Raw genomic sequence first — 24,742 nt, forward strand, 5'->3', positions numbered from 1 at the left:
ATGGAACTGCGGGAGAAATGTGAAAGCGTTCATCGACGCAGGGAACGAACACCAATGCACGCTCCAAGTAGGTCAAGTTTACCAGTCCCACGGCACCTTCCCGACCACGGCTATTCTGAAGGAGATGACTCACGAGACCAGTTCTTCCCACACTCCTTCTTCCGGCGGCACCGGCAACGCTGACGGCGTCACCGAAACCGCGCATGCAGCGGAGCCATTCCTGACCCGTACGGTTAGCTTTGTCCGCCGCGGCAACCGGCTGCAGGGACGCCGGCAGCAGGCCTGGAACGACTATGCGGAAAAGTACGTGATCGACGTCCCCCGGGACAAGACCGACACGTCGGTGCATCCGGACTTCGTCTTCGACGCGGACGCCGCTTTCGACCGTGAAGCGCCGCTCGTCGTCGAAATCGGTTCCGGGCTGGGAGAAGCCGTCTGCCATGCCGCCGAGCAGGATCCCGCGCGCAACTTCCTGGCGCTGGAGGTCTATAAGCCTGGACTGGCGCAAACACTGCTCCGGGTCGGGCAAAAGGGTTTGCGCAACGTCCGGGTGGTCCAGGCCAACGCGCCGGAGGTGCTCGCCACCATGCTCCCGGCCGGTTCGGTCAACGAGCTGTGGGTCTTTTTCCCGGACCCGTGGCACAAGACGCGGCACCACAAGCGCCGCCTCGTACAGGAAAACTTTGTCGGTTTGGCAGCACGCGTATTGGAGCCGGGGGGCTTGTGGCGGCTGGCCACGGACTGGTCTTCCTATGCAATCCAGATGCGCGACGTGGCCGATGCTTCGGAGGACTTTGACAATGTCCACGTCGGCGAACGTTCAGGGGCGGACAGTCCGCTGACCAGAGTCTGGGAAAGCGGCGTCGAAAAAGTGGTCGGTGGTGCCCCGGTCCGCGAGGGCAAGCTGCCGGTCAGCACCGGCAACGCAAGCGAAGGTGAAGGCATGGACGACATCGGCGGCTGGGCGCCTCGCTTCGAGGGCCGGGCGCTGACCAGCTTCGAGCAGAAGGCGCATGAGGCGGGCCGGGAGATTTTCGATCTGACGTATCGCCGCAGGCAGCCGTAGCCGCTGGCCCCAGGCCCGGGCGTTCAGTCCCGCGTGACTACCGAGGCGACCGGGACAGCGTCATCGTTCTTGATCTCGACCCTGACGATCTCTTCAGTTCCGACGTCGGTAGCTGCCGTGAGCCGTGCCCGGCCTGCGGGCGTTGCTTTCCACGTGGCCACCTGGCGGGCCTCGCCTGTGGAATCGGTGACCCAGAGGGACAGCACACCGCTGTCGGGCAACTGTTCGCCGTCCACAGCCAGCTCGGTGCCCCACCGCTTGTGCACCAGGTCCAGATCCACCTGCAGACCGCGGGAGGAAGCCATCGTATAGCTGTCCATCTCCTGCTTCGGTGCAGTGACCACCGGTCCCACAACCGCACCGATGATCAGCGATGCGGCGGCGACGGCGGCAACCAAACCAGCCACCCGGCGTCGTGCTTTGCGGCGGCGCACCGCCAATTCGTTCAACAGCCGCTTGGTATTCTGCTGGATTTCTTCGATGGGTGGTTGTGCCAGCTCCAGCGCTTCGTCCCGCGGCACGGCGTCAAGCATGCCTGGAAGGCTCTCCAACTCCGTGGCCTCCTGGCGGCAGACCGGGCAATCGTTGAGATGTGCCTCGAAGGCCCTGGCCTCATCCCGCCGGAGACCGCCGAGGATGTAAAGCCCGAGCAATTCGCGCAACTGCTCATGGTCGGCTTTCATCGCTTGACTCCCATCTCATCCAGCACGGACCGTAGCGCTTTCACACCGTAAAAGGCGCGCGACTTGACCGTCCCCAGCGGCAGGTGCAGTTCCTTGGCTGCCTCGGCGGCGGTCAGCCGTTGGTAATGCAACGCCAGAATGACGTTCCTGTGGTCCACGCTGAGCCTTGTCAGGGCTTCCTCCATAATCACCTTGAGCAAGAGCCCGTCCACTTGGTCGGCCGTTGCCAACTCTTCTTCCGGCAGGTTTGTTTCCTGTGCCCTGCTGCTACGGCGCCGGTGATTGTCGATAATGACGTGCCGCGCGGTCCGGTACAGGTAACCGCGCATGTTCTCGACCTCCGGGCCCAGTTTCCAGACGCGCAGGATCGTCTCCTGCACTACGTCTTCGGCCTGGTCCGGGTCTGAAGTGGCGGCCAGCACGAACCGCCTAAGTGCCGCCGCGTGGTCGCGGTACAACTGCGCGACCGCTTCTTCTTCCATCGACATCGCCGTTCCTCCTGACCGGACAGCCCGGGTTCCGGAGCGCTCCGCAATCAGGAAGACGTGCCCAACGGCGGAATGGTTCACCGGCAAGGAAGAAGAACATTCCCCCAAGCTTTGAACCATTTTCGCCCGGCACTACGTCTTTGCCAATAGCGGCCTGCAACGGGCGGGCCGGGACCGAGCGCAGCCCGGTTGATCGTTAGGAATTCCTCATGAAAATCAAACTCAGTGGTGCTGCTGCCCTTATGACCGCAGCCCTTCTCGGCCTCACCGGATGCGGAGGCGGCGACGAATCAGGCACGGAGGCTCCGCCGCCGGCCGAAGAAACGACCGCAATGCCCGAGACCACCGAATCGGCACCGGGCGGGGCAAGTGCCCCGGCCTCCGGTGAAGCCGGAGCGATGGCTGGCTCCCAGCTCATGACTGCCGAAACCGATCTCGGTGAGATTGTGGTCGATGGCGAAGGAATGACCGTCTACTACTTCACTAAGGACGAAAAGGACTCCGGCGTCAGCAACTGCACCGGGGACTGCCTGGTCGCATGGCCTCCTGTACTGACCGAAGGCGATGCCCCGGAAGTCGAAGGCATCACGGCGGAAGTCGGAACCATCGACACCCCTGACGGCAAGAAGCAGGTAACCATCGACGGCATGCCGATCTACTACTGGCAGAACGACAAGGCCCCGGGAGACGTCGACGGCCAGGGCGTCAACGACGTCTGGTATGTAGTGGCCCCGGACGGTGAAATGATCCGCTGAAAGATAAGTTGAGGATCCGACGCGCGGGTGGACGAGTCACCAGAGCCGGGGGCACCCACCCGCGCGGGACTCTCCGTCTGGCTGGCGTCCCAGGGCGTCATAGGCCATAGAGCCACGGCCGTGGACCGGAAGCTCTGTCTACCTCCACAGGGACGGCTCCATGCCCGCGCTGTCCACATGGCCTTGGCACGGCCTTCGGATCGGGACTGCCTGCGCCTAGCGTTGGCGGTATGAGCACAAGCCAAAAGAACCATCTGGCAATTGCGCAGATGCAGGCGGAAGACCGGCCCAGGGAGCGCATGGCCCGGATGGGCATCAGGCGGCTGAGGAATGCGGAGGTGCTGGCGCTGGTCATCGGTTCCGGGACGCGGGATGCCAGCAGCCTGGAACTGGCCCGGTCGATCCTGAAAAGGCTCGGTGGTCCGGCCGGGCTGCAGCTCGCCGACCCCGTGGAACTTCAGGAAGTGCCAGGTGTCGGCGCTGCGCTCGCAGCCCGGATCGCCGGCGCCATGGAACTGGCGCGGCGGGCAGGCCTCAGGAGTGCGGACGCCAGACCACCAAGGCCTGGCTCCGCGGCCGCGGACGCTTCCCGCGGGCCAGCGTGACCACGTCGCCAGCCAGTCCGGCAGCGAACACCCGGCTGGCTTCCGTTCCGCTTTGCCGACGCGTGCTTTCGAGCTCGGCAGCGAGTTCCTGCACCCGGAGGCGCAGGGCGTTCACCTGGTTCTCCAGTTCAAGGATCCGCTTGATGCCCTCCAGCGATACGCCTTCCTGCGATAACCGCTGGACCTCACGCAGAGTGTCCACGTCGCGTTGCGAATAGCGCCGCTGGCGGCCGCGCTGGCGGGATGGCGAGACGAGTCCCAGCCGGTCATACTGGCGCAGAGTCTGCGGATGCATCTCGGCGAGTTCGGCCGCTACGGAGATCACAAAGATAGGGGCGTTGCGGTCAATACCCATTGCTTTCTCCTTTCTGCCGGCTACAGCCTGGCCTTGGCCGCCAGGTTCTCGCGCGGATTAGCACCCGATGTGGCCGCGGCGAAGGCCTTGACGGCTTCCTCAGCTTCCTTGTTCAGGTTCTGCGGAACAACGACGTCGATAGTCACCAGCAGATCCCCCGTTGCCTTGGACGTGTTCACGCCCCGGCCTTTCACGCGCAGGGTCCGTCCGGAAGGAGTTCCGGCAGGCACCTTCACCTTGACCGTTTCGCCGTTCAGGGTTGGTACTTCGATCTGCGCGCCGAGCGCGGCCTCGTCGAAGGAGACCGGGACATGGATGCGGATATTGTCCCCGTCACGCGTAAAGAAGCTGTGCGGCTGGACATTCACAGTCACCATCAGATCGCCGTTGCCGGCCGGGCCGGGCTGGCCCTTTCCACGGACGCGGACCTTCTGTCCGTCCTTGATACCGGCAGGAATCCGGACCTCAATGACTTCTCCGGAGGGCTCGCGCAGCCCGATGGTGGTCCCTTTGATGGAACCAGCGAACGAAATACTGGTGGCGGCGGTCCGGTCCGCGCCCTTGCGCGGGGGTGCCTGCGGAGCTTGGAATCCGCCGCCGCCGAAACCGCCGCCGAAGAGGTCGGCGAACTCGGGGGGAATATTGCCGTTACCGAACCCGCCGGCTGAACGGCTGCGCGTGCTCTGGCCGAACATGCTGCCGAAAATGTCCTCGAAACCGCCACCACCCGGTGCACCTGCCCCGCTGGCCGTAAACCGAGCCCCGCTGCCCATCGCCCGGATGGCGTCGTATTGCTGGCGCTCCTCCGGATCGGAGAGCACCGAATACGCTTCGGAGACGTCCTTGAACATCTTTTCGGCCGCGGCGTCGGAGGAGTTTGTGTCCGGATGGTATTTCCGGGCAAGTTTGCGGTACGCCTTCTTGATGTCGGCGTCCGACGCGTCCTTGGAGACACCAAGGATCTTGTAGAAGTCCTTCTCGACCCAATCCTGGCTAGCCATTCAAGCGCCTCCTTTCACGTAGTTCAAAGTCTATGGTGGGCCACGAGCCCATGAGAGCCGGGGACGCCTTACGACGTCCCCGGCTTCATACGGAGCTACTCGGCCGGTACAGCCACAATCACCTGGGCCGCACGCAGGACGCGATCCCCGGCTTTGTACCCGGTCCGCAGGATCTGGCTGACCGAGTCAACCTGGACATCTGCGCTCTGCTGCTGCATCAGCGCTTCGTGGACGTTCGGGTCGAACTCCACGTCCGTCTCGGAGATCGGTTCCAGTCCGTAGACCTTCAGGGCGTTTTCCAGCTTCGTCGCTATTGCGGCGAAGGGTCCGTCCTCAAGGTCACCGTGCTGGCGTGCGGCGTCGATGTCGTCGAGTACCGGAAGCAGCGAGTTGAGGACGCCGACGATGGCCATCTGGCCAGCCACCGCCCGGTCCCGCTCCACACGCTTGCGGTAATTGACGTACTCCGCCTGAAGGCGCAGCAGGTCATTCCTCAACTCGGCGGCCTGTTCCGAATCCACGCCCTGGGCTACCGATTCCCCTGCGGGGACATCGGTACTGTTCAGGATTGCCTCTGCCTGGGACAGCGCATCTCCGTCAACACCTTCGGGTGCGGGTGCCTCCGCGGCGGCAGCCTTGTCGGCTGCCTCCGCATCGGCAGGTGCTTCCTGGCCACGGACCTTGCCCGTCTCCGGGTCAATTTTGCGGTTGTCGCGGAAGCTCACCGGCTCTGACTCGTGCTCGTGCTCGTTACCGTGGTTCGCCATAGTTACTTCTTCTCTTCGTCTTCGTCGACGACTTCGGCGTCGACAATGTCCTCGTCAGCCTTGGCCGAGCCCTCGCCCGCGGCGCCCTCGGCTCCCGGTGCGCCTTCACCGGCTGCGCCCGAGGCCTGGGCCTGGGAGTAGATAGCCTCGCCGAGCTTCGTCTGGGAAGCCTGCAGTTTCTCGAACGCGGACTTCACCTCGTCGTCGTTGTCCTGCTTCTCCAGGGCGGCTTTCAGGGCGTCGACGTCCGTCTTGACCTCGGTCTTGACTTCTTCGGGCAGCTTGTCGTCGTTGTCGGCGAGCAGCTTGTCGACCGAGTAGGCCAGCTGTTCGGCCGAGTTGCGGACGTCAGCGGCCTCGCGGCGCTTCTTATCCTCGGTTGCGTGCTCTTCGGCTTCCCGGACCATGCGGTCAATATCATCCTTGGACAGTGCGGTACCGCCCGTAATGGTCATCGACTGCTCAGCGCCCGTGCCCTTGTCCTTCGCGGACACGTGGACAATACCGTTGGCGTCGATGTCGAAGGTGACCTCGACTTGGGGCACGCCGCGCGGAGCAGGAGCAATGCCGGTCAGCTCGAAGGTGCCCAGCGGCTTGTTGTCCCGGGTGAACTCGCGCTCGCCCTGGAAGACCTGGATGGCCACGGATGGCTGGTTGTCATCCGCGGTGGTGAAGGTCTCGCTGCGCTTGGTCGGGATGGCCGTATTGCGCTCGATCAGCTTGGTCATCACGCCGCCCTTGGTTTCAATACCCAGGGAAAGCGGGGTGACGTCGATGAGCAGCACGTCCTTGCGCTCGCCCTTCAGCACGCCGGCCTGCAGGGCAGCGCCCACAGCGACGACCTCATCCGGGTTCACGCCCTTGTTCGGCTCCTTGCCGCCGGCCATTTCCTTGACCAGGTCGACAACGGCGGGCATACGGGTGGAACCGCCGACCAGAACGATGTGGTCGATGTCGCCGACCTTGATGCCGGCTTCCTTGATGACGTCGTGGAACGGCTTCTTGGTCCGGTCCAGCAGGTCCTTGGTCAGTTCCTGGAACTTGGCACGGCTGAGGTGCTCGTCCAGGTGGACCGGGCCCTCCGGGGTCACCGAGAGGTACTGCAGGGAGATGTTCGTGGAGGACGCCGAGGACAGTTCCTTCTTGGCCTGCTCAGCAGCTTCCTTCAGACGCTGCAGGGCGATCTTGTCCTTGGAGAGGTCTGCACCCTTGGACTTTGCCTGCTGGAGCAGGAAGTCCACAACGCGCTGGTCCCAGTCGTCGCCGCCAAGGCGGTTGTCGCCCGAGGTGGCACGGACCTGGATGGTGGAGAAGTCATCTTCGTCCTTGCCGACTTCCAGCAGGGAGACGTCGAAGGTGCCGCCGCCGAGGTCGAAGACCAGGATGAGTTCGTCTTCCTTGCCCTTGTCGAGGCCATAGGCCAGTGCGGCAGCTGTCGGCTCGTTGACAATACGCAGGACGTTCAGGCCGGCAATTTCACCGGCCTCCTTGGTGGACTGGCGCTCTGCGTCGTTGAAGTATGCCGGCACGGTGATCACAGCATCGGTGACCTTCTCACCCAGGTAGGACTCGGCGTCGTGCTTGAGCTTCTGCAGCACACGGGCGGAAATTTCCTGCGCGGTGTAGTTCTTGCCGTCGACCTCGACCTTCCAGTCGGTGCCCATGTGGCGCTTGACCGAGGAGATGGTGCGCTCGATGTTGTTGACGGCCTGGCGCTTGGCGATTTCGCCGACGAGGACCTCGCCGGACTTGGAGAATGCCACGACCGACGGGGTGGTGCGGCCACCCTCGGCGTTAGCGATAACGGTGGGCTCGCCACCTTCCAGCACGGAAACCACGGAGTTGGTGGTACCGAGGTCAATACCTACTGCACGAGACATACGCTTGTCCTTTCTTGATGAACCGAAGACCGGCCCGAAATAGTGGTCCCGCCGCCGGCCGGTTCCCTGAGGATCGAACCGGCGGAGCCCCGTCTTGGCAGGGCGTGAACCATATTGAGCGTTCTGCACTCAAGTTTACTCAGACTCGGAATGATGTCAATTCAACTTGAGTGAGCACGACTCAAGTTTGGCTGAAAGGATTGAGCCCGCCAGTGTGCGATAAAGACCGCCAACGCGCGGTTTTGGGTCCGGAACTCAGGTTCTCGCGCCCACTTTCGGCGCCGCGGATTCAGCGCTCGGCGAAGTCCGCGAGAGCCTGCTCGGCCACCAGATGCGCCGCCCGAGATCGTACGACAGCGCGGGGACCAGCAGCGAGCGCACCAGCACGGCATCCAGCAGGACCCCGAAGGCCACGATGAAGGCCAACTGCCCCAGGAACAGGATGGGAATGACACCCAGCGCGGCGAAAGTGGCTGCCAGGACAATGCCGGCCGAGGTGATGACTCCGCCGGTGGCTCCCAGCCCGCGCAGGATCCCCGGGCGCGTGCAGGTTTTCAGGGATTCTTCACGCACGCGGGTCATGAGGAAAATGTTGTAGTCCACGCCGAGAGCCACCAGGAAGACAAAACCATAGAGGGGCACGGAAGCATCGGCGCCGGGGAAGCCAAAGATGTGGTTGAACACCAGCGCGGAGACGCCGAGTGCCGTCAGGTAGGACAGGGCAACACTTAGGATCAGCAGCACCGGCGCCACCACGGCGCGCAGGAGCAGCATCAGGATCACCAGGATGACCAGCAGCACGATGGGCGTGATCTTGAGCAGGTCGGCCTGGGCGGTCACGTTGGTATCCAGTGCGACGGCGCTGACCCCGCCTACCAGCGCGGTTTCATCCACGGCGTCCAGATCCGTCCGGAGATCGTCGACATCGTTCTCCGCGCCTTCCGAATCGGCTGCCTTCTCCAGCGTGGCGTTGATCATCACGCGCCCATCCAGTTCAACCACTTCGCCGTCTTCGCTGAAGAAATCGGCTTCGGCAACCCCACCATGTCCGCGTACGGCGTTGAGGACATCGTCGCGCACCGAGCCGTCCGCCACGATCACGGCCGGAGAGCCTGATCCGGCGTCGAAATGGCGGGCCAGCGCCTCCTGCCCGTCCGCCGAGTCCGTTTGCGCCATCACCAGTTCGGACTGCGCCACGCCGTGCGCCTGCAACTGGAGGACGCCCAGGGATCCCGCCACGAGGACCAGCAGCGAGACGAGCCAGGTTGCACGCGGACGCTTGGCAATCAGCCCGGCAACAAGGCGCCAGGTACCGCGCAGGCCCTGGGCTCCCGCCGGCACCGTTCCGGTTTCCGCCCGATGCGCACGGTGTCCGGGACGTGGAACAATCGGCCAAAAGGCACCGCGGCCGAAGATCAGCAGCAGAGCCGGCAGCAGGGAGAGCGCGGCAAGGACGGAGAAAACAATGCCGATGGCGGCGATGGGACCGAGGCTGCGGTTGGAGTTGAGGTCCGAAAACAAAAGGCACAGCAGCGCCAGGACCACCGTGGCGCCGGAAGCCGCAATCGGCTCCAGCGAACCCCTGTACGCCGTCTTCATCGCAGCCCATTTGGAGTCCCGCTCGGCCAGCGCCTCCCGGAAACGGGAAACCAAAAGGAGCGCGTAATCCGTTGCGGCGCCGATCACCAGGATGAACAGGATGCCTTGGCTCTGCCCGCTCAGCTGGATCCAGCCCATCAGCGCGAACCAATAAATCACCAGGATGGCGGCACAAAGGGCGAAGACGGAAGTCAGCAGGACCAGGAAGGGCAGCAGCAGCGCCCGGTAGACAATCAGGAGAATGACAAAGACAGCCAGCAGCGCCACTCCGAGCAGCAGGCCGTCGATCCCGGCGAAGGCCTCGACCAGATCGGCGATGAAGCCTGCCGGTCCGGTGACGTAAGCGGTGGCCTCCGTGGGCAGTTCAGCCTGGAGCACTGCCCGCAGTTCCTCAACTGCATTTCCCGCGTCTCCCGTGATCGGGACGACGAACTCGATCGCTTCGAAATCCGCTGCAGGAATCGGGCCGGCAACCTGGCTCTCTGACTCCGCGGCCACGCCTGCCGCCTCGCCGAGCTTGTCAGCCAGCGGGACATAGTTCCGCAGCTCCTGAGGCTCGATCGGTTGGTCAAACTCAATAACGACGACGGCGGGCACGGCGTCGGAATCGAGGAACTTCTCCTGCCACGCGCCGGCTTCCGTGGACTCCGCGCTTTGCGGCAGAAACCCGGCCTGGTCATTGGTGGAGACATCCGAAAGTTTGCCAAAAGTAGGCCCGCCGGCACCCGCCGCAGCGAGCCAAACGAGGACGATCAACACAGGGAACAAGGTTCTAAGCCAGCGCTTCATGCGTTCCTTTGAGGGGAGAAAAAGTTGTCTCCACTATAAACTGTTTCCATGATCGAGATAGTTCGTTCTTCCCCATCCAGCTCTGCAACGGAGTCTGCCGTCCGAGCTTTGATAGAAAGGACAGCATGGAACTCGACGACCTCCTTGAGGCACTGAACGCAGGACAGACCATCACCGGGGATTCGCCGTTCCATGAAGTGATGCACCGGACCAGCCAGGATGCCCTGCGCATCACCGCTGAACTCAACGGCAGCTATCAGGAGCCGGAGCACGTACGGGAGCTGTTGGCCCAGCTGACCGGCAAGCCAGTTCATGAATCTGTGACGGTCTTCCCTCCCCTCTACTCCGACTTCGGGAAGAACATCACCCTCGGGGAGCGGACCTTCATCAATTCCGGGTGTAAGTTCCAGGACCAGGGCGGTGTGGCCATCGGGGACGACTGCCTGATCGGGCACAACACGGTGTTTGCCACGCTCAACCACGACCTCACCCCGAGCCGCCGCGCAGACATGCACCCGGCGCCCATCGTCATCGGCCGCAATGTCTGGATTGGCTCCAACGCCACCATCCTGCCGGGCGTGACCATCGGTGATGATGCCGTCGTAGCGGCCGCATCCGTGGTTACGAAAGACGTACCGGCGAAGTCCATTGTGGTGGGCTCGCCTGCGCGCGTGGTGCGCTCAGTACCCGGCTGAACCGCGGCCCGGCGACACCTTGCGCAACAGAACGGGCACGTCGCTGTCTCGAGGAGGCCGAATCAGAGTAGTCTGCCCACTATGAAGGATGAGGTGTACTCCCACGGCCACCACCAGAGCGTTGTCAACGCACACGCAGTCCGCACTGCTGAGGACTGCGCAGCCTACCTGCTCCCCCATCTCAAGCCCGGCCTGAACCTGCTCGACGTCGGCTGCGGTCCGGGCAGTATCACCGCGGACCTGGCCGAGTTGGTGGCTCCGGGCGAGGTCATCGGGCTTGACCGCTCCGATGATGTACTCACGCAGGCTGCCGAACTGGCGGCGCTGCGGGGGCTGGAGAACGTCACCTTCGTCAGCGGCAACATCTACGACCTTGATTACGACGACGACACGTTCGATGTGGTCCACGCCCACCAAGTCCTCCAGCACCTGACGGATCCGGTTGCCGCCCTGTACGAGATGCGCCGCGTCACCAAACCAGGCGGCCTCGTGGCTGTGCGGGACGCAGACTTCCACGGCATGAGCTGGTTCCCGCAGCTGCCGGAACTGGATGACTGGATGGACACCTACCAGCAGATTGCCCGCGGCAACCACGCGGAGCCGAACGCCGGCAGGCACTTGATTTCCTGGGCCATGGCCGCCGGGTTCCGCGACATCACGCCTTCCTCGTCCAACTGGCTCTACGCTACGGACGAGCAGCGCGCCTGGCAGGGCAACGTGTGGTCGGAGCGGGTGCTGCATTCGGCCTATGCGGAACAAGCGCTCGAACGCGGCATCACCGACCAGGCAGGATTGGACCGCATTGCGCAGGGCTGGCGGGAATGGGCGATGGCCGCGGACGGCTGGTTCCTGATTCCCAACGGCGAAATCCTGGCCCGCAAACCGTAAGAGAACAGCCACATGGCCGGGCAGCCGCTGCAGCACGAGCATTTCAATGTCGTGATCGTCGGCGGTGGCCACAACGGGCTGGTCGCCGGAGCCTACCTTGCAAAGCAGGCCGGTCCGTGCTGGTCCTTGAACGCCGGGACCATCTGGGCGGAGCTCGAATGGCCTCATCGTGACCCCTTCGACCGGATGATCGCGGCACAGGCGATCGTGGAGGGATTCACGGTCATCACCGCGGATACGGCGTTGCACGATTTCGAGTTGCTTCAGACAGTATGGTGAAGCGGGGCCCGCGGCGCGTAATATCATCTGGTGCAGATTTCCCTGTGGCTGGCGCTGGTAGGCGCGGGCACCGTTATCAGTTTCACTCCGGGCGCGGGTGCCATCAACACCATGAGCAATGCCCTCAATGCAGGCTTCCGCCGTTCCCTGTGGGGCATCCTCGGGCAGCAGGCGGCACTGATCATCCACATCCTCATTGTGGCCCTCGGCGTTGGCCTGCTGGTGGCCAGTTCCCCTACAGCTTTCTACGTCATCAAGTACGCTGGCGCGGCCTACCTCGTCTACCTGGGCATCCGGCAACTGCTGGCCAAACCTTCGGCCGACCAGGAACTCATCCAGGCCCAACGAAACGAATCCGCGTGGTCGATGTTCCGGCGCGGCCTGTGGGTCAATCTGCTCAATCCGAAGGCGATCGTGTTTTTCCTGGCCTTCATGCCCGGCTTCATCCGCCCCGAACAGCCGCTGGCCCCGCAGTATGTGGTCCTGGCCGGCACCATTGTCATCATCGACATCTTGGTCATGTGGTTCTTCTTTGCCGCAGCGGCGCGCTCCTTCCACCGGTTCACCAGAACCGAACGCGGCCAGCGGATGCTCGGTTACGTTTTTGGTGTCCTGTTCATCGGTGTCGGCCTGCTGCTGGCGTTCTTCTAGTTAGACTCTTGGCTATGTACCGGATAATTACTGTCTGCACAGGCAATATCTGCCGCTCCCCTATGGCCCAGTACATCCTAATCAAGGCCTTCGAAGATGCCGGGCTGTCCGACGAGGTGTCCGTCGACTCGGCAGGCACTACCGGATGGGAGACCGGCCGTCCCATCGACGAGCGCGCCGCCGCCCGGCTGAAACAAGCCGACCTGCTCACCGCAAACCATCGTGCCCGGCAGTTCGAGCCTGCCTGGTACGCGGACCGGGACCTGATCCTGGCTCTGGACGTGGACCACTATGAACAGCTGCGTGGCGACGCACCGGACGATAGCGTCCGGAACAAGGTCCGAATGTTTCGCTCCTTTGATCCCAAAGTCGCGGACCACGGACCCGCCGAACAGGGAATCTACGACCCGTGGTTCGGCGACGAAGCCGACTTCGATGTCAGCTGGAACCTGATCAGTGCAGCGGTGCCGGGCATTGTGGAACATGTCAGGGCGCAGCTTGCCACCCACTGACAAACCGGTCATCATCGCCGTGGACGGACGCTCCGGGGCGGGGAAGACCACTTTTGCGGTGGAACTGGCCGCCCTCCTGCGCGAGCATCACACCGTTTCGCTCTTCCACCTGGAAGACATCTATCCGGGCTGGCACGGCCTGGCCGACGGACAGCAGCGCTATCTGGAAACTGTGTTGCAGCCTCTTGCCGGCGGCGAGCGCGCAGCTTGGACGGCCTGGGACTGGGAGCAGAACGGCGACGGCGAGCGCCGTTTCACGGAGCCTGCCGAGATCGTGCTGGTGGAAGGAGTTGGTGCCGCCCACGCCGCCGCTCGCGAACTCACCGACGTCGTTATCTGGATCCAGGCCGAAGCGGTGGACCGCCGGATCCGGGCTATTGCCCGCGACGGTGCCGGCTACGAACCGTTCTGGGAGGTGTGGGCGGCGCAGGAAGAAGCCTGGCTCGACGGCGATGACGTCCCCCGCGCCGCAGACCTGCTGGTGCACGGGCAAACCGGTGCCATGGCGGCCGCCGGTGTACTGAAGGCCCTGGCCTCGCTTCCGCAATTGGATGCGCTGCTCTCGGTGGAGCGTTCCCATGGTGTTGCCCCTCAACTACTGACCGAACGGATTGATGCCCTGCCTGACGGGGCCTCGCTCTTCCGCGCCCTCTATGCCGCTTCCAACCGCGCTGTCTGGCTGGACAGCTCCAATGCCGGGGCTACTGCGGTGCCGGACCGCAACGAATACAGCATCATGGCCGACGACGGCGGGTCCTTCGGCCGCTATGCCGAACATCGCTCGGGCATCACCTCGGTTGCCGACGGCGCTGTCACCACCCGGATCCGCTCGCCCTTTTTCCGCTGGCTGGATGGTGTGTGGGGCACTCCCGCTGTCACCGGCCCCATTGATGCTCCGGGCGGATTCGCCTTGGGCTGGCTGGGATACCTGGGCTACGAGCTCAAGCGCGAATGCGGCGGCAGCGACGTCCCGGCCGCCACTCCCGACGCCGCCTTGATCTTTGCCGGCCGAGGCATCCTGCTCGACCACGCCCGCCGTTGCACCTATCTTCTGGCATTGGCCAGCGACGCATCCAGGGACGAAGCCAGCGAGTGGTTCGCCCGGACCCGGGCCGCCGTAGAATCTGTGGCCCTGGGCGCGAACGATTCCGCCGCGGCGGCGAGCGGCTGCCCGGAAATCGGCCCAGCCTTCACAGTGCGGGACAGCAAGGACCAGTATCTGCTCAAGGTCCGGCAGGCGCAGGCGGAAATCCACGACGGCAACTCCTACGAAATCTGCCTCACCACAGAGCTGTCCGCCACCGCTGCCGCAGGGACGGATCCGCTGGAAACATATCTGTCCCTGCGCCGTCGTAATCCCGCCCCGTTCGCCAGTTACCTGCGCTTTGGCAGTTTGACCGTCGCAAGTACCTCGCCGGAGCGGTTCATGAGCCTGGCCGCCGATGGTGCCCTGCGCGCCGAACCGATCAAGGGTACCCGGCGTCGGGTCGCGGATCCGGCGGAGGACGCGGCGCTGAAGGCCGAGTTGGCAAGCAGCCTCAAGGACCGCGCCGAGAACATCATGATCGTGGATCTGCTGCGCAATGACCTGAGCCATTTTGCCGTGCCCGGTTCGCTGCGGGTCAGCCGCTTATGCGCGATCGAAAGCTATGCCACCGTGCACCAGATGGTTTCCACCATTGACGCGAGCTTGCGTCAGGACGCGTCCCGGGCGGAGGCCGTTGCTGCGGCGTTCCCGGCCGGCTCGATGACGGGTGCCCCGAAAATCAGCACGATGGACATCCTGGACCGGTTGGAGTCCGGTGCCCGCGGCGTCTATTCGGGGGCGGTGGGGTACTTCTCGCTCAACGGTGCCGCTGACCTGTCCGTGGTGATCCGGACCTTGGTCCGGCAGGGGGACCAGCTCACGCTGGGCGTCGGCGGTGCCATCACGGCCGATTCCGATCCGGAAGCCGAATGGGACGAGGTCCGGGCCAAGGCCTTCGGCGTGCTCTCCGGGCTCGGCAGCGTTTTTCCCGACTGAAGCCGGCACACCACTCCTCCGCTCCAGTCCGTTGCCTTCTTCAGGTAAAAATCCGCTGCAGGACTGTTTTTTGGACAGGGGCGCGTGGTAGACCGGAGTGGGTTTCGATGGCGATGCCGACGCCACGGCCGCCGTTCTGGCCGCCGCGATCGACGGGCTGATGCTGCACCGGGCGCTTGACCCCGGGCTCACTGCCGGCGTCGCGTTCCCTGTATTGCGCAGGGCCTTGGGCACCACTGCCGCAAAAGAAGGAACTACACGATGAAAGCCATTATCTGCGGTGCCGGCATCACCGGTTTATCCGCCGCCAATTTCCTCAGCGCCAAAGGCTGGGACGTCACCCTTGTGGAACGCTCGGCCGGGCCGCGGCCAGAAGGTTACATGATCGATTTCTTCGGCCCCGGCTGGCAGGCGGCAATCCACATGGGCGTTATCGGCAGAATCCGGGATCTGGGATACGACGTCAACCGGATCGACTACGTGGACAGCAACGGCCGAAGTACGGCCCATCTGGGCTACGAGAGCTTCACCAAGGTGGTCGGCGACCGGCTGCGCAGCATCCTGCGCCCCGATCTGGAACAGGCCATCCGCGAAGTGCTGCCGGACTCGGTGGAGCTAAGCTACTCCACCACGATCAGCTCGATCCATGACTCGTCCACGGCCGCGACCGTGTCCGGCGGGAAGGTGGACGTGGAACTCTCGGACGGCCGGCGACTCACCGCCGACCTGCTGATCGGGGCCGACGGGATCCACTCCGACGTCCGCGGCATGGTCTTCGGGCCCGAGTCCGGCTACTTCAATTTCCTGGGGTTCCACGTCGGCGCGTATTCCTTCCGCGACAACCGGGCCCAGGACGTTCTGGCCAACCGTTATGCCATTACTGACACCTGCAACGAGGCGATGTTCTTCTACCGGTTGCGGGAGGGCAGTATTTCCGCGCTGGGCGTCCACCGCACGGACAGGCAGGAGCGCCCGCGCGACATCCAGCAGGAATTTCGCGAGCGCTACCGGTCCCTGGGCTGGTTGTGTCCGCTGGCGTTGGAGCACTGTCCCGAATCCTTCTACTACGACCAGGTGGCGCAGATCCGCATGCCGCGCTGGCACCGCGGCAGGGTGGTGCTGCTGGGAGATGCCGCTGCGGCAGTGTCGCTGCTGGCCGGCCAGGGCGCATCGCTGGGCATGGCCGGCGCCTATGTGCTCGCCGACGAACTGCCCAAACAGGACCACGTACCGACCGCCCTCGCCGCTTTCGAGGCACGCTGGCGCCCGTACGTCGCCGAGCAGCAGAAGGCCGGGGTGTCCGCAGCAAAGTGGTTCGTTCCAGCGGACGGCCGCGCCCTGCTGCTGCGGCGGCTCTCGATGCGGCTGATCAAGGTACCGGGCGTCAGCAGGCTGGTCAGCGGCGCCGTCGTCGGTAAAATCGGGGCTGCGCTCTGAGCATCCCGTCCGGCCCCAGCAGACGCGGAGCTATTGGAGGGTCGCGGTCAGGCGGGCCACGTTATCGACATAGCGCTCCCATCGAGTGCGCTGGCCCCATTCCTCCAGCGTGATCTCCCGGGAAACCTCGCGGTAGCTTTGCTGGATTTCCCGCATCTTGCCAACGATGTCTCCGCCGAGATGCATGACCGACACTTCCAGGTTCAAGGAGAAGGAGCGCATGTCCATGTTGCTTGAGCCAAGGACACCGACCTCGTCGTCCACGGTGAAGTGCTTCGCGTGCAGCACCAGCGGTTTCGGATACAGGTAGATGCGCACGCCGGCTTCCAGCAGGGCCTGGTAGTAGGAACGCTGGGCATGGTGGACCAGGAACTGATCCCCTTGTTCCGAGACGAAAAGTTCCACGTCAACACCACGCTGCGCCGCCGTCGTAATCGCATAGAGCAACGAATCATCCGGCACGAAGTACGGGCTGCAGATGGACAGCCGTTCCACCGCCGCGTAGATCAACGTATTGAACAGGCGCAGATTGTTCTCCGTGGCGAAGCCCGGGCCGCTCGGAACCACCTGGCAGGTCATGGGGCCCGGCTCGCGGACGGGCGCCGGCGTGAACAACTCGCTGCCGAGGATGTCGTCCGTTTCGCTGGACCAGTCAGTAGCGAACACCACGTTGAGCGCGGTGACGATAGGGCCTTCATAGCGGGCCATCAGCTCCACCCATTGCCGTCCGGTGCGCTCACTGGAGGCACGGTGGTAGCCGGGCTCGATCAGGTTCTGGGACCCGGTGAAGGCAACCCGTCCGTCCACCACGAGGATCTTTCGGTGGTTGCGCAGATCGATTCGGCGCCATTGGCCCCTCACGGGAAGCAGCGGGAGCATGCGTTGCCACTCGATCCCGCTGCCTTGCAGCCAGCGCCGGAACTTCCGGTAGCCCTTGATCCGCATGGTGCCGAGATGGTCGAAGAGCAGACGGACCCGGACACCGCGTGCTGCGGCCTCCTGCAGGGCCACGAAGAGCTCCTCGGTGATCTCGTCCTTGGCCATGATGTAGAACTGGATGTTGACGAATTCCTCTGCCTTGCGGACGGCAGCGGCCATCGCCGTGATGGAACCCTCGTAGTCCGGATAGAGCTCCACGTGGTTGCTGTCCACCATCGGGAAAGAGCCGAGCGAACGGTTCAGTTCAGCGGCCGAATGGACCCAGGCGGGTGCTTCTCGTTCGCTGCGCGGTTCTTCCATGTCCTGCGTGGCTGCCCAGACTTTCCGGTTGATCTCGGTCTGTTTGGCGATCCGGCGGTCCGAGAGCCGGAAACTGCCGAACATGAAGAACAGGGCAATGCCAACCAGCGGAATGAAGAAGATGGCCAGCAACCAGGCCATGGCAGTGGTGGGGCGGCGGTTGCCCGGCACAATGCCCAGCGCCGCGATCCGGATTCCCATGTCCAGTATCGAAGCCACCACGACAACCCAGTCCGGGAACGTGCCCAGACCCGCAAGCGACCACAACACGGCAGCGAACTCCTCCCTATTCCCGCCGGTCACCGGCGCTGTCCTTGTACAGCCTAATGTGCCCGCGCGGCAATCTATGCTGATCCCATGACAGTTTTGGTGTTTCTCGACCCTGCCCTGGACAACGGGCGCATCGCCGATGCCACAAAGCCGCAGCTGATGGCGACCGATCTGGGTGCTACCCGCGGCGACGGTATTTTCGAATCGCTCCTGGCGGTGGACGGTGTTCCCCGCAAGGTGCAGGCGCATCTGGACCGGCTGGCGTCCTCGGCCCGCATCATGGACTTGGACATCCCGCCGGCCGATGCCTGGGAGCGGGCCATCGCCACCGCGGTCGCCGAGCATGCCCCGGCCGAAGAGCTGGTGCTCAAGCTGCTGGTCACGCGCGGCGTGGAGGGCGCGGAGCGTCCCACCGCGTGGGTGCAGGCCTCGCTTCCCGGCTCCACCGGCCGGGACCAGCGGCAGGAGGGACTCGATGTACTGCTGCTGGACCGCGGCTACGACAGCAACATCGCCGAGCGCGCGCCGTGGCTGCTGCTGGGCGCCAAGACGCTCTCCTACGCCGTAAACATGGCCTCCCTGCGCTATGCCAAGGCCAGTGGGGCGGACGATGTCATCTTCACCTCCACCGATGGACTGGTGCTGGAGGGCCCCACCTCCACGGTGCTGATGGCGACCGTGCGCGACGGCGTCCGGAAGCTCACCACGCCGCTGCTCGAAAACGGCATCCTGCCCGGCACGTCCCAGGGCGCCCTGTTCAACGCGGCCGCGGAGGCCGGCTGGCAGCTGGGCTACGGGCCGCTGGAACCGCACCATCTGCTGGCGGCCGATGCGGTGTGGCTGGTCTCCAGCATCCGGCTGCTGGCACCGGTCAAGTCCATCGACGGCCAGGCCATCCCGGTGTCACACGAGATGACGGAGGAACTGACGGCGCTGCTGGCCAAGGGCAGCCGGGACTAGGCCAAACGTTTCCCGTGGCGGCGAGGGCTGCGGCCTTCCGCCGTCGTAAACCTACGTAACGGTTACCAATGATGACGACGGCGGCGCCCCGGCTTGGGTGCCGGGGACGGCGCCGTGCTACTTTCTTGAGCAGAGTAACGAGGTCCAGCGTCAAGCCCTGACTGTGCTGGCCGGCAACCCTCTTCACGGCGGGGTGCCTCAGGTGACTACTCGGCAGTGTTCATTTGGTTCATTTGCAAGCGTGATCAGGAGTGCCCCATGTCCCCGTTGGAACAACCCGACCAGTCCCCCGTTGACATTGCGGCGGGCCGGCCCCTGCCCTACCGGTTGCTGACCGGGCCGGACGACAGGTCCTTCTGCGCGCGGGTCAGCGCGGCGTTGGCGGAGGGCTACGAACTCTACGGCAACCCTTCGATCGCCTTCGACGGCCAGCGCGTCATCGCCGCCCAGGCCGTGGTGCTGAAGGGACACAGCGCATGAGCTACGCCGGAGACCTCACCGTGGAAGAAGCCGTGGAGAAGCTGCGCGGCGGTGCCGTCCTCGTGGATGTCCGTACCGAGACCGAATGGCAGCAGGTGGGCGTGCCCCTGACGAACGACGACGGCGCTCCCGCGCGCTTCATCGAGTGGAACCGGATTGACGGCAGCCGCAATACCGGGTTCCTCAACGAACTGCAGTCGCTACGTGGCAAGGAGCTGTTGCTGATCTGCCGTTCAGGTCGGCGCTCCATCGATGCCGCTATCAGCGCCACCGCCGCCGGCCATACCGCGTACAACGTGCTGGGTGGCTTCGAAGCCGCCGGCGGCTGGCAGCAGAGCGATCTGCCCTGGAAGCGGGGCTAGCCGGTGGTGCCCGCGGAGCCGGCGGGCCGGGGGCCGGGCCCAGTGGAACTGCCCGCCGACTGGGACCCTCAGACGCGGGCAGTCCGCGGCGGCCTTGACCGCACGGGCTTCCAGGAAACCTCGGAAGCCTTATTCCTGACGTCCGGCTACGTTTTCGATTCTGCCGAGGCAGCCGAAGCCTCCTTCAACGGCGAGGTGGAGCGCTTCGTCTACTCCCGCTACGGCAACCCGACGGTCGCCGCCTTCCAGGAACGGCTCCGGCTGCTTGAGGGCGCCGAGGCCTGCTTCGCCACCGCCAGCGGCATGAGCGCGGTCTTCACCGCGCTGGGGGCCCTGCTCGCCGCCGGCGACCGGGTGGTTGCGGCGCGGAGCCTCTTCGGTTCCTGCTTTGTCATTCTCAACGAGATCCTGCCGCGTTGGGGCGTGGAGACGGTCTTCGTGGACGGGCACGACCTCGCACAGTGGGAGCAGGCGCTTGCCACCCCGGCCGCTGCGGTGTTCTTCGAGTCGCCGTCCAACCCGCTGCAGGAGCTGGTGGACATCCGCGCGGTGGTGGACCTAGCGCACGCCGCCGGGGCGGAGGTGGTGGTGGACAATGTCTTCGCTACCCCGCTGCTGCAGCGGGCAACGGAACTGGGTGCCGACGTCGTTGTTTATTCGGGTACCAAACACATGGACGGGCAGGGCCGCGTGCTTGGCGGTGCCGTACTGGGGCGAGCGGATTTCATCAACGGCCCGGTCAAGCAGCTGATGCGCCACACCGGTCCCTCACTGAGCCCGTTCAACGCCTGGACGCTGCTCAAGGGGCTGGAGACAATGTCCCTGCGCGTGAACTATTCGACCGCATCCGCTCTGGAGATCGCCCGTTGGCTGCGAACACAGCCGGCGGTACGGCGAGTGGTCTACCCCTTCCTCGAATCGCATCCGCAGTATGAACTGGCGCGCCGCCAGATGAGCGGGGGCGGAACCGTGGTTACGTTTGAACTCGAGCCTGGCACTGCCAGCGGCGCGGACGCCAAGGCCGCCGCGTTCCGGCTGCTGAACTCGCTGACCACCGTGGACATCTCGAACAACCTCGGTGATGCCAAGTCCCTGATCACCCATCCGGCCACCACCACGCATCGCGCGATGGGACCCGACGGACGGGCCGCGATCGGGCTCGGCGACGGTTTTGTCCGGCTTTCCGTGGGGCTGGAAGCCACCCAGGACCTGCTCAAGGACCTGGACCGGGCTCTGGCCGGCCCGTAGCCGGCCGGACCAGTTGTGGTCCGGCCGGCTGCCAGGTCACCCGAGGATGAAGTTCCAGGTCCCTGCGGAGACGGCCGCGGCAACGGCCGCGGCCGAGACCAAGGCACCGCCCAGGAAGACCCAGATATCCACCCTGCTGAACGTCGATTCCCGCGCCCAGGTGCGTTGCGCCCCGCCGAAACCGCGGGCCTCCATCGCCACGGCCAAACGGGTGGCGCGCCGGATCGCCTGGACGATCAGCCCGAAGGCTTGGCCGAGGAACGCCGCGAATTTGGCCAGGGGCTTGTTCTCGGCGCCGACTCCGCGGGCATGGCGGGCCAGTCCCAGGGTCCGCCATTCCTCGACCAGCAGACCCACCAGCCGGAGGCCGGCCAGAGCCCCGAGCACAAACCGGTGCGGCAGCTTCAGCTTCTGCGCCAGCGCATCGGCCAGATCCGTGGGGTCGGTGGTCAGCAGCAGGAAGATTCCGGGCAGCGCCACCGCCAGGGACCGCAACCCGATGGCGACGCCCGAGTTGATGGAATCCTCGGTGAACAGCAGCGGGCCCGCTTCGAAGACCACCGCGCCGGTTTTCTCCGCCAGCAACGCCGTTCCGTAGGCGCCGACCGCGGCCGCCACCACCAGTGGCCAGCCGCGCCTGAACAACGCCCAGGCGCTGATGCCCAGAACGGGCAGCAGCAGTAGTTCCGCGGCCAGCATCACGCCGGCGCTCACCCAGTCCACGCTGAGCATCACTACCACGGTGACCATGGCAACGGCGGCGAGCTTGGAGAGGGGATTGGCACGGGTGAAGGGCGAGGCAGTCAGCCGTGGAGTCATGATGTCCAGGCTCATGCAGCCCTCCCGCCCGCGACCGCTGCCTGCAGCTGCGCTGTTCCCTCGGCCACGCGCAGGACGTTGCCGCCGAGCGCCGCAGTGAAGTCGCTGTCGTGAGTCACGGAGACCACGGCGTGGCCTTCGGCGATCAGGCCGCCGAGCAGCGAGACCAGCTCGGCCCAGGTGTTCGCGTCCTGCCCGAACGTCGGTTCATCCAATACCAGGATGTCCGGACTGGTGGCCAGCATGGTCGCCACGGACAGCCTGCGCTTCTCCCCGCCCGAAAGGGTAAAGGGATTGGCCTGCAGGAGTTTGGTCAGCCGCAGCCGCTCCGCAATGGCATCAACGCGGCGTCGTACCTCGTCCTCCGGAAGCCGGGCGACCCGCCGCGGACCGAATTCGAGTTCGTCGATCACCCGGTGGGTCAGGAACTGATGTTCTGGTTCCTGGAAGACGGTGCCGATCCGGGTGACCAGCTCGGCCGATTTCCACTTGTGCACGGTGCTGGCCGCACCTCGGCGGAGCTCCGGCGCGGCCTCAAGCCTGCCGCCCGCGGGGCTCAGCAGCCCGGCCAGCGTCAGCGCCAAGGTTGACTTGCCGGCGCCGTTCGGGCCGGTGATGCTCAGCGCATCGCCCGCCGCCAGTTCCAGCGAGACTCCGTTGACTACCGCGCCCGCCCTGCGGGTCCTGGCCACGGACAGGTCCGCCGCCCGGAGCAGACCCGTGCCCGGCTTGTTGTGGCCGCCGCTGTTGCCGCGGTCACCGCCGGTGGGCCCTGGCGTGCGCAGCCGGGGCGTGTAACCGGGGACCCAGACACCGGCTTCGATCAGGCGTTCCCTGGTACCTGCGGCGTTGAGCACCTCCGCCGGCGGACCGTCGGCGAGAATACCGCCGTCGGCCGCCAGTACGATGACCCTGTCTACCACGTCCGCCCAGACGGCCACGCGGTGTTCCACCACAATCAGCGTGGCGCCGGTGCGCTCAAGCACACCAACCACCGCGTCCCGGACCTCCAGCACGCCGTCCGGGTCCAGGTTCGCCGTGGGCTCGTCCAGCAACAGGACACCGGGCCGCATCGCCAAGACCGACGCTAGTGCAAGCCGTTGTTTCTGCCCACCGGAGAGCGCCGTAGTGGCGTGGTCCAGCGGAACCTCGAGGCCCACGTCGGCGAGGCATTCGCGCACGCGCGACCAGATTTCGTCCCGCGGCAGGGCCATGTTCTCCGCGCCGAAGGCGACCTCGTCCCCCACCCGCGCCATGACCACCTGGGACTCCGGGTCCTGGAGCACCAGTCCCGTCCGGCCGCGGGACTGGACCGGGTGCATGCCGTCAACGGCCAGGCGGCCCGCTTCGTCGCCTTCGCCGTCGTCGCCCAGCACACCCGCGATGGCATGCAGCAGCGTGGACTTGCCGGCACCGGAGGCACCGAGCAGCAGCACGCGCTCCCCCGGTTCGATCCTGAAGCTCACGTCGCTGACCGCCGGATCCTTGCGGCCGGCATGGCGCCAACCGTACCCCTCGGCGGTGACAGCGGCCGGGCGGCCGCGCTCCGCCGTCGTACTTTGAGTGTTTGCCATGGCCTATACGTCAGCCGTCCGGCCGGCGGCAAAGGATGAGAGCACGCCCGTCTTGGCCAGTCCCCTCATCGCCAGCCAGGGCAGCAGACCGGCGATGATCACGCCGGAAATGGCGGCGAACAGGGTGTACCAGAGCTTCCAGTCGGTTGCCCATTCCACGTTCCACATAAAGTTCTCGCCGATGGCCAGCGCCAGGCCGGCAGCCAACCCGGCCAGCAGCGACACGCCGAGGTTGAACTTCTTGTAGAGAAAGAGCAGGAAGACCAGTTCCGCGCCGACGCCCTGGATCAGGCCGGAGAGGAGCACGGTGAGGCCGAACTGCGTGCCCAGCAGGCTCGACACGGCGGCGGCCAGGACCTCGCAGTAGATCGCGGCGCCGGGCTTGCGGATGAGCAGCCCGCCCAGCACACCGGCCGTGAGCCAGCCCCCGGCATAGAGCCCGCCGGCAGGCGGGAAGGCCGCGGTCAGCACCGCGATGCCCGAATAGCCGGCGGACCAGGCCCAGAAGATGACCCCGATGGCCACGCCGATCACGGACGCCACCACAATATCGACAACGCGCCAGGTGTAACGGGGTTTACGCGCAGCCTGCGCGGATGGTGTAACGGTGTTCATGGAAAATCCTCCTGAGGTTCAGGAGGGGAGGGCAACCCGGCTTTTCCGGGCACACCCTGAGATCTCGACTCCCTTCGCCGGTACTAACCGGAGCAGGTTCGAGGGTCTGCGGCTGTCCGCACTCTCAGCGTCCCGACCCGGTACGGCTGTTTGCCGTGGTTACCGTGACGGACGCTCCCCTGTCGTCATGTGTGCTTTTTCAAGCGACTTCCAGTGTACTACTGACGACGGCGGGTGGCAGCCGACCCGGAAAACGCTAGGCTGGGTGGCAGATGACATTACCGACGAAGGGCAGGGCACATGAGTACTGTTTTGAAGCTTCTGGGTACGTTGGTGAGTATCGCGGCTGGTCTGGCCGGCGCTAAGCTCATCGACATCCTGTGGAAGGCTGTCACCGGGGAGGACTCCCCCAAGCATGACGACGACATGGAAAACAGCCTGCGCGCTACCCTCGCCTTTGCCGCGATTTCCGGCACGGTCAGCGCGATCATCCGTGTGCTTTCCCAGCGCGGAACCATGCAGGCAGTCAACCGCTTCAACCGGACCCGCGACATGGTCTAGTCCCTGGGGCCGTTTCAGGATTCGCGGCGGCGTTTGGCGGAAGCCTTCGCCGCCGCTTCCTTTGGCTCCTTGATGCGCAGCGCGCTCTTCAGCTTTCCTACAGGCTTTTCCTCAGCGTTCCCGCTGGCGTCCAGTTCCGCC

General features: G+C 65.1%; 27 protein-coding genes and 2 riboswitches. Of the genes, 16 read left to right on the forward strand and 11 right to left on the reverse strand.

The window, feature by feature from the left end; genetic code table 11:
• The first annotated feature begins 124 nt into the window (after positions 1-124).
• On the forward strand, positions 125-1,066 hold the full coding sequence (gene trmB, locus J5251_RS00005) for a tRNA (guanosine(46)-N7)-methyltransferase TrmB (protein ID WP_139004528.1): 942 nt from the start codon (positions 125-127) through the stop codon (positions 1,064-1,066).
• Between the two features lie 23 nt (positions 1,067-1,089).
• Here the strand turns inward: trmB and J5251_RS00010 are convergent, their stop codons facing one another.
• Positions 1,090-1,749: a zf-HC2 domain-containing protein gene (locus J5251_RS00010; protein ID WP_139004527.1), complete on the reverse strand. Its 660-nt coding sequence runs from the start codon at positions 1,747-1,749 to the stop codon at positions 1,090-1,092.
• Positions 1,746-2,237: a sigma-70 family RNA polymerase sigma factor gene (locus J5251_RS00015; RefSeq protein ID WP_139004526.1), complete on the reverse strand. Its 492-nt coding sequence runs from the start codon at positions 2,235-2,237 to the stop codon at positions 1,746-1,748. Before J5251_RS00015 ends, J5251_RS00010 begins: the two co-directional genes overlap by 4 nt.
• Positions 2,238-2,446: 209 nt before the next feature.
• Here J5251_RS00015 and J5251_RS00020 point away from each other — a divergent pair, with 209 nt between their 5' ends.
• Positions 2,447-2,992 (forward strand): COG4315 family predicted lipoprotein, encoded by a 546-nt coding sequence (locus tag J5251_RS00020; RefSeq protein WP_139004525.1) that lies wholly within the window; start codon positions 2,447-2,449, stop codon positions 2,990-2,992.
• 230 nt (positions 2,993-3,222) lie between these two features.
• Positions 3,223-3,597, forward strand: coding sequence for a UPF0758 domain-containing protein (locus tag J5251_RS00025; protein ID WP_139004524.1), 375 nt, complete (start codon positions 3,223-3,225; stop codon positions 3,595-3,597).
• On the opposite strand, the gene J5251_RS00030 is transcribed toward J5251_RS00025, so the two are convergent.
• The 5 genes from J5251_RS00030 to J5251_RS00050 all read right to left on the reverse strand — a co-directional run bounded on the left by J5251_RS00030 (position 3,527) and on the right by J5251_RS00050 (position 9,988).
• Positions 3,527-3,952: a heat shock protein transcriptional repressor HspR gene (locus tag J5251_RS00030; protein ID WP_139004523.1), complete on the reverse strand. Its 426-nt coding sequence runs from the start codon at positions 3,950-3,952 to the stop codon at positions 3,527-3,529. The two genes, J5251_RS00025 and J5251_RS00030, sit on opposite strands and share 71 nt — an antisense overlap.
• A gap of 20 nt (positions 3,953-3,972) precedes the next feature.
• The gene (locus tag J5251_RS00035) at positions 3,973-4,953 is read right to left on the reverse strand and encodes a DnaJ C-terminal domain-containing protein (RefSeq protein ID WP_139004522.1); all 981 of its coding nucleotides are present in this window, start codon (positions 4,951-4,953) and stop codon (positions 3,973-3,975) included.
• Between the two features lie 95 nt (positions 4,954-5,048).
• Positions 5,049-5,720, reverse strand: a complete 672-nt coding sequence (locus J5251_RS00040) for a nucleotide exchange factor GrpE (protein ID WP_139004521.1) — start codon at positions 5,718-5,720, stop codon at positions 5,049-5,051.
• Between the two features lie 2 nt (positions 5,721-5,722).
• Positions 5,723-7,600, reverse strand: a complete 1,878-nt coding sequence (dnaK, locus tag J5251_RS00045) for a molecular chaperone DnaK (RefSeq protein ID WP_139004520.1) — start codon at positions 7,598-7,600, stop codon at positions 5,723-5,725.
• A 255-nt stretch (positions 7,601-7,855) separates the two neighbouring features.
• Positions 7,856-9,988 (reverse strand): MMPL family transporter, encoded by a 2,133-nt coding sequence (locus J5251_RS00050; RefSeq protein ID WP_208574896.1) that lies wholly within the window; start codon positions 9,986-9,988, stop codon positions 7,856-7,858.
• Between the two features lie 125 nt (positions 9,989-10,113).
• Here J5251_RS00050 and J5251_RS00055 point away from each other — a divergent pair, with 125 nt between their 5' ends.
• The 8 genes from J5251_RS00055 (at position 10,114) to J5251_RS00090 (ending at position 16,473) form a co-directional block, all read left to right on the forward strand.
• Positions 10,114-10,683, forward strand: a complete 570-nt coding sequence (locus J5251_RS00055; protein ID WP_139004518.1) for a DapH/DapD/GlmU-related protein — start codon at positions 10,114-10,116, stop codon at positions 10,681-10,683.
• An 81-nt stretch (positions 10,684-10,764) separates the two neighbouring features.
• Positions 10,765-11,571 (forward strand): class I SAM-dependent methyltransferase, encoded by an 807-nt coding sequence (locus tag J5251_RS00060; protein ID WP_139004517.1) that lies wholly within the window; start codon positions 10,765-10,767, stop codon positions 11,569-11,571.
• Between the two features lie 12 nt (positions 11,572-11,583).
• Positions 11,584-11,850, forward strand: coding sequence for a PIN domain-containing protein (locus tag J5251_RS20210; protein ID WP_240792987.1), 267 nt, complete (start codon positions 11,584-11,586; stop codon positions 11,848-11,850).
• Positions 11,851-11,880: 30 nt separating this feature from the next.
• Positions 11,881-12,501 (forward strand): LysE family transporter, encoded by a 621-nt coding sequence (locus tag J5251_RS00070; protein ID WP_139004516.1) that lies wholly within the window; start codon positions 11,881-11,883, stop codon positions 12,499-12,501.
• 14 nt (positions 12,502-12,515) lie between these two features.
• Positions 12,516-13,013 (forward strand): low molecular weight protein-tyrosine-phosphatase, encoded by a 498-nt coding sequence (locus tag J5251_RS00075; protein WP_139004515.1) that lies wholly within the window; start codon positions 12,516-12,518, stop codon positions 13,011-13,013.
• Positions 13,000-15,036 carry an aminodeoxychorismate synthase component I gene (gene pabB, locus J5251_RS00080; protein ID WP_244250738.1) on the forward strand — a complete coding sequence of 679 codons (2,037 nt, stop codon included), beginning with the start codon at positions 13,000-13,002 and terminating at the stop codon, positions 15,034-15,036. The genes J5251_RS00075 and pabB overlap by 14 nt, the downstream gene beginning before the upstream one ends.
• Positions 15,037-15,133: 97 nt before the next feature.
• Complete coding sequence (locus J5251_RS00085) at positions 15,134-15,301, forward strand: hypothetical protein (protein ID WP_171059284.1); 168 nt, start codon at positions 15,134-15,136, stop codon at positions 15,299-15,301.
• Positions 15,298-16,473: an FAD-dependent oxidoreductase gene (locus J5251_RS00090; RefSeq protein ID WP_139004513.1), complete on the forward strand. Its 1,176-nt coding sequence runs from the start codon at positions 15,298-15,300 to the stop codon at positions 16,471-16,473. Before J5251_RS00085 ends, J5251_RS00090 begins: the two co-directional genes overlap by 4 nt.
• Before the next feature lie 30 nt (positions 16,474-16,503).
• Here J5251_RS00090 and cls read toward each other — a convergent pair whose 3' ends face one another.
• Positions 16,504-17,913, reverse strand: coding sequence for a cardiolipin synthase (gene cls / locus J5251_RS00095; RefSeq protein WP_139004642.1), 1,410 nt, complete (start codon positions 17,911-17,913; stop codon positions 16,504-16,506).
• A 156-nt stretch (positions 17,914-18,069) separates the two neighbouring features.
• On the opposite strand from cls, the gene J5251_RS00100 reads away from it, so the two are divergent.
• The 4 genes from J5251_RS00100 (at position 18,070) to J5251_RS00115 (ending at position 21,032) form a co-directional block, all read left to right on the forward strand.
• The gene (locus J5251_RS00100) at positions 18,070-18,942 is read left to right on the forward strand and encodes an aminodeoxychorismate lyase (RefSeq protein WP_139004512.1); all 873 of its coding nucleotides are present in this window, start codon (positions 18,070-18,072) and stop codon (positions 18,940-18,942) included.
• A 133-nt stretch (positions 18,943-19,075) separates the two neighbouring features.
• A riboswitch (SAM riboswitch) is annotated at positions 19,076-19,190 on the forward strand.
• A gap of 10 nt (positions 19,191-19,200) precedes the next feature.
• A complete protein-coding gene (locus J5251_RS00105; RefSeq protein ID WP_139004511.1) occupies positions 19,201-19,422 on the forward strand; it encodes a DUF1737 domain-containing protein in 222 nt (73 codons plus the stop codon).
• Positions 19,419-19,784: a rhodanese-like domain-containing protein gene (locus J5251_RS00110; RefSeq protein WP_139004510.1), complete on the forward strand. Its 366-nt coding sequence runs from the start codon at positions 19,419-19,421 to the stop codon at positions 19,782-19,784. The genes J5251_RS00105 and J5251_RS00110 overlap by 4 nt, the downstream gene beginning before the upstream one ends.
• A 42-nt stretch (positions 19,785-19,826) precedes the next feature.
• Complete coding sequence (locus J5251_RS00115) at positions 19,827-21,032, forward strand: O-succinylhomoserine sulfhydrylase (protein WP_139004509.1); 1,206 nt, start codon at positions 19,827-19,829, stop codon at positions 21,030-21,032.
• Between the two features lie 36 nt (positions 21,033-21,068).
• Here J5251_RS00115 and J5251_RS00120 read toward each other — a convergent pair whose 3' ends face one another.
• From J5251_RS00120 to J5251_RS00130, 3 genes are read right to left on the reverse strand one after another with little or no spacing between them, the layout of a single operon-like run.
• A complete protein-coding gene (locus J5251_RS00120; protein ID WP_139004508.1) occupies positions 21,069-21,866 on the reverse strand; it encodes an energy-coupling factor transporter transmembrane component T family protein in 798 nt (265 codons plus the stop codon).
• Positions 21,863-23,425 carry an ABC transporter ATP-binding protein gene (locus tag J5251_RS00125; protein ID WP_139004507.1) on the reverse strand — a complete coding sequence of 521 codons (1,563 nt, stop codon included), beginning with the start codon at positions 23,423-23,425 and terminating at the stop codon, positions 21,863-21,865. Before J5251_RS00125 ends, J5251_RS00120 begins: the two co-directional genes overlap by 4 nt.
• 3 nt (positions 23,426-23,428) lie before the next feature.
• Positions 23,429-24,040 carry an ECF transporter S component gene (locus J5251_RS00130; RefSeq protein WP_139004506.1) on the reverse strand — a complete coding sequence of 204 codons (612 nt, stop codon included), beginning with the start codon at positions 24,038-24,040 and terminating at the stop codon, positions 23,429-23,431.
• A 52-nt stretch (positions 24,041-24,092) separates the two neighbouring features.
• A riboswitch (TPP riboswitch) is annotated at positions 24,093-24,231 on the reverse strand.
• Between the two features lie 109 nt (positions 24,232-24,340).
• Between J5251_RS00130 and J5251_RS00135 the strand changes: the two genes are divergently transcribed.
• On the forward strand, positions 24,341-24,601 hold the full coding sequence (locus tag J5251_RS00135; RefSeq protein ID WP_139004505.1) for a DUF4235 domain-containing protein: 261 nt from the start codon (positions 24,341-24,343) through the stop codon (positions 24,599-24,601).
• Positions 24,602-24,742 lie beyond the last annotated feature (141 nt).

It is taken from the genome of Arthrobacter crystallopoietes (assembly GCF_017603825.1).
Lineage (GTDB): Bacteria > Actinomycetota > Actinomycetes > Actinomycetales > Micrococcaceae > Crystallibacter > Crystallibacter crystallopoietes_B.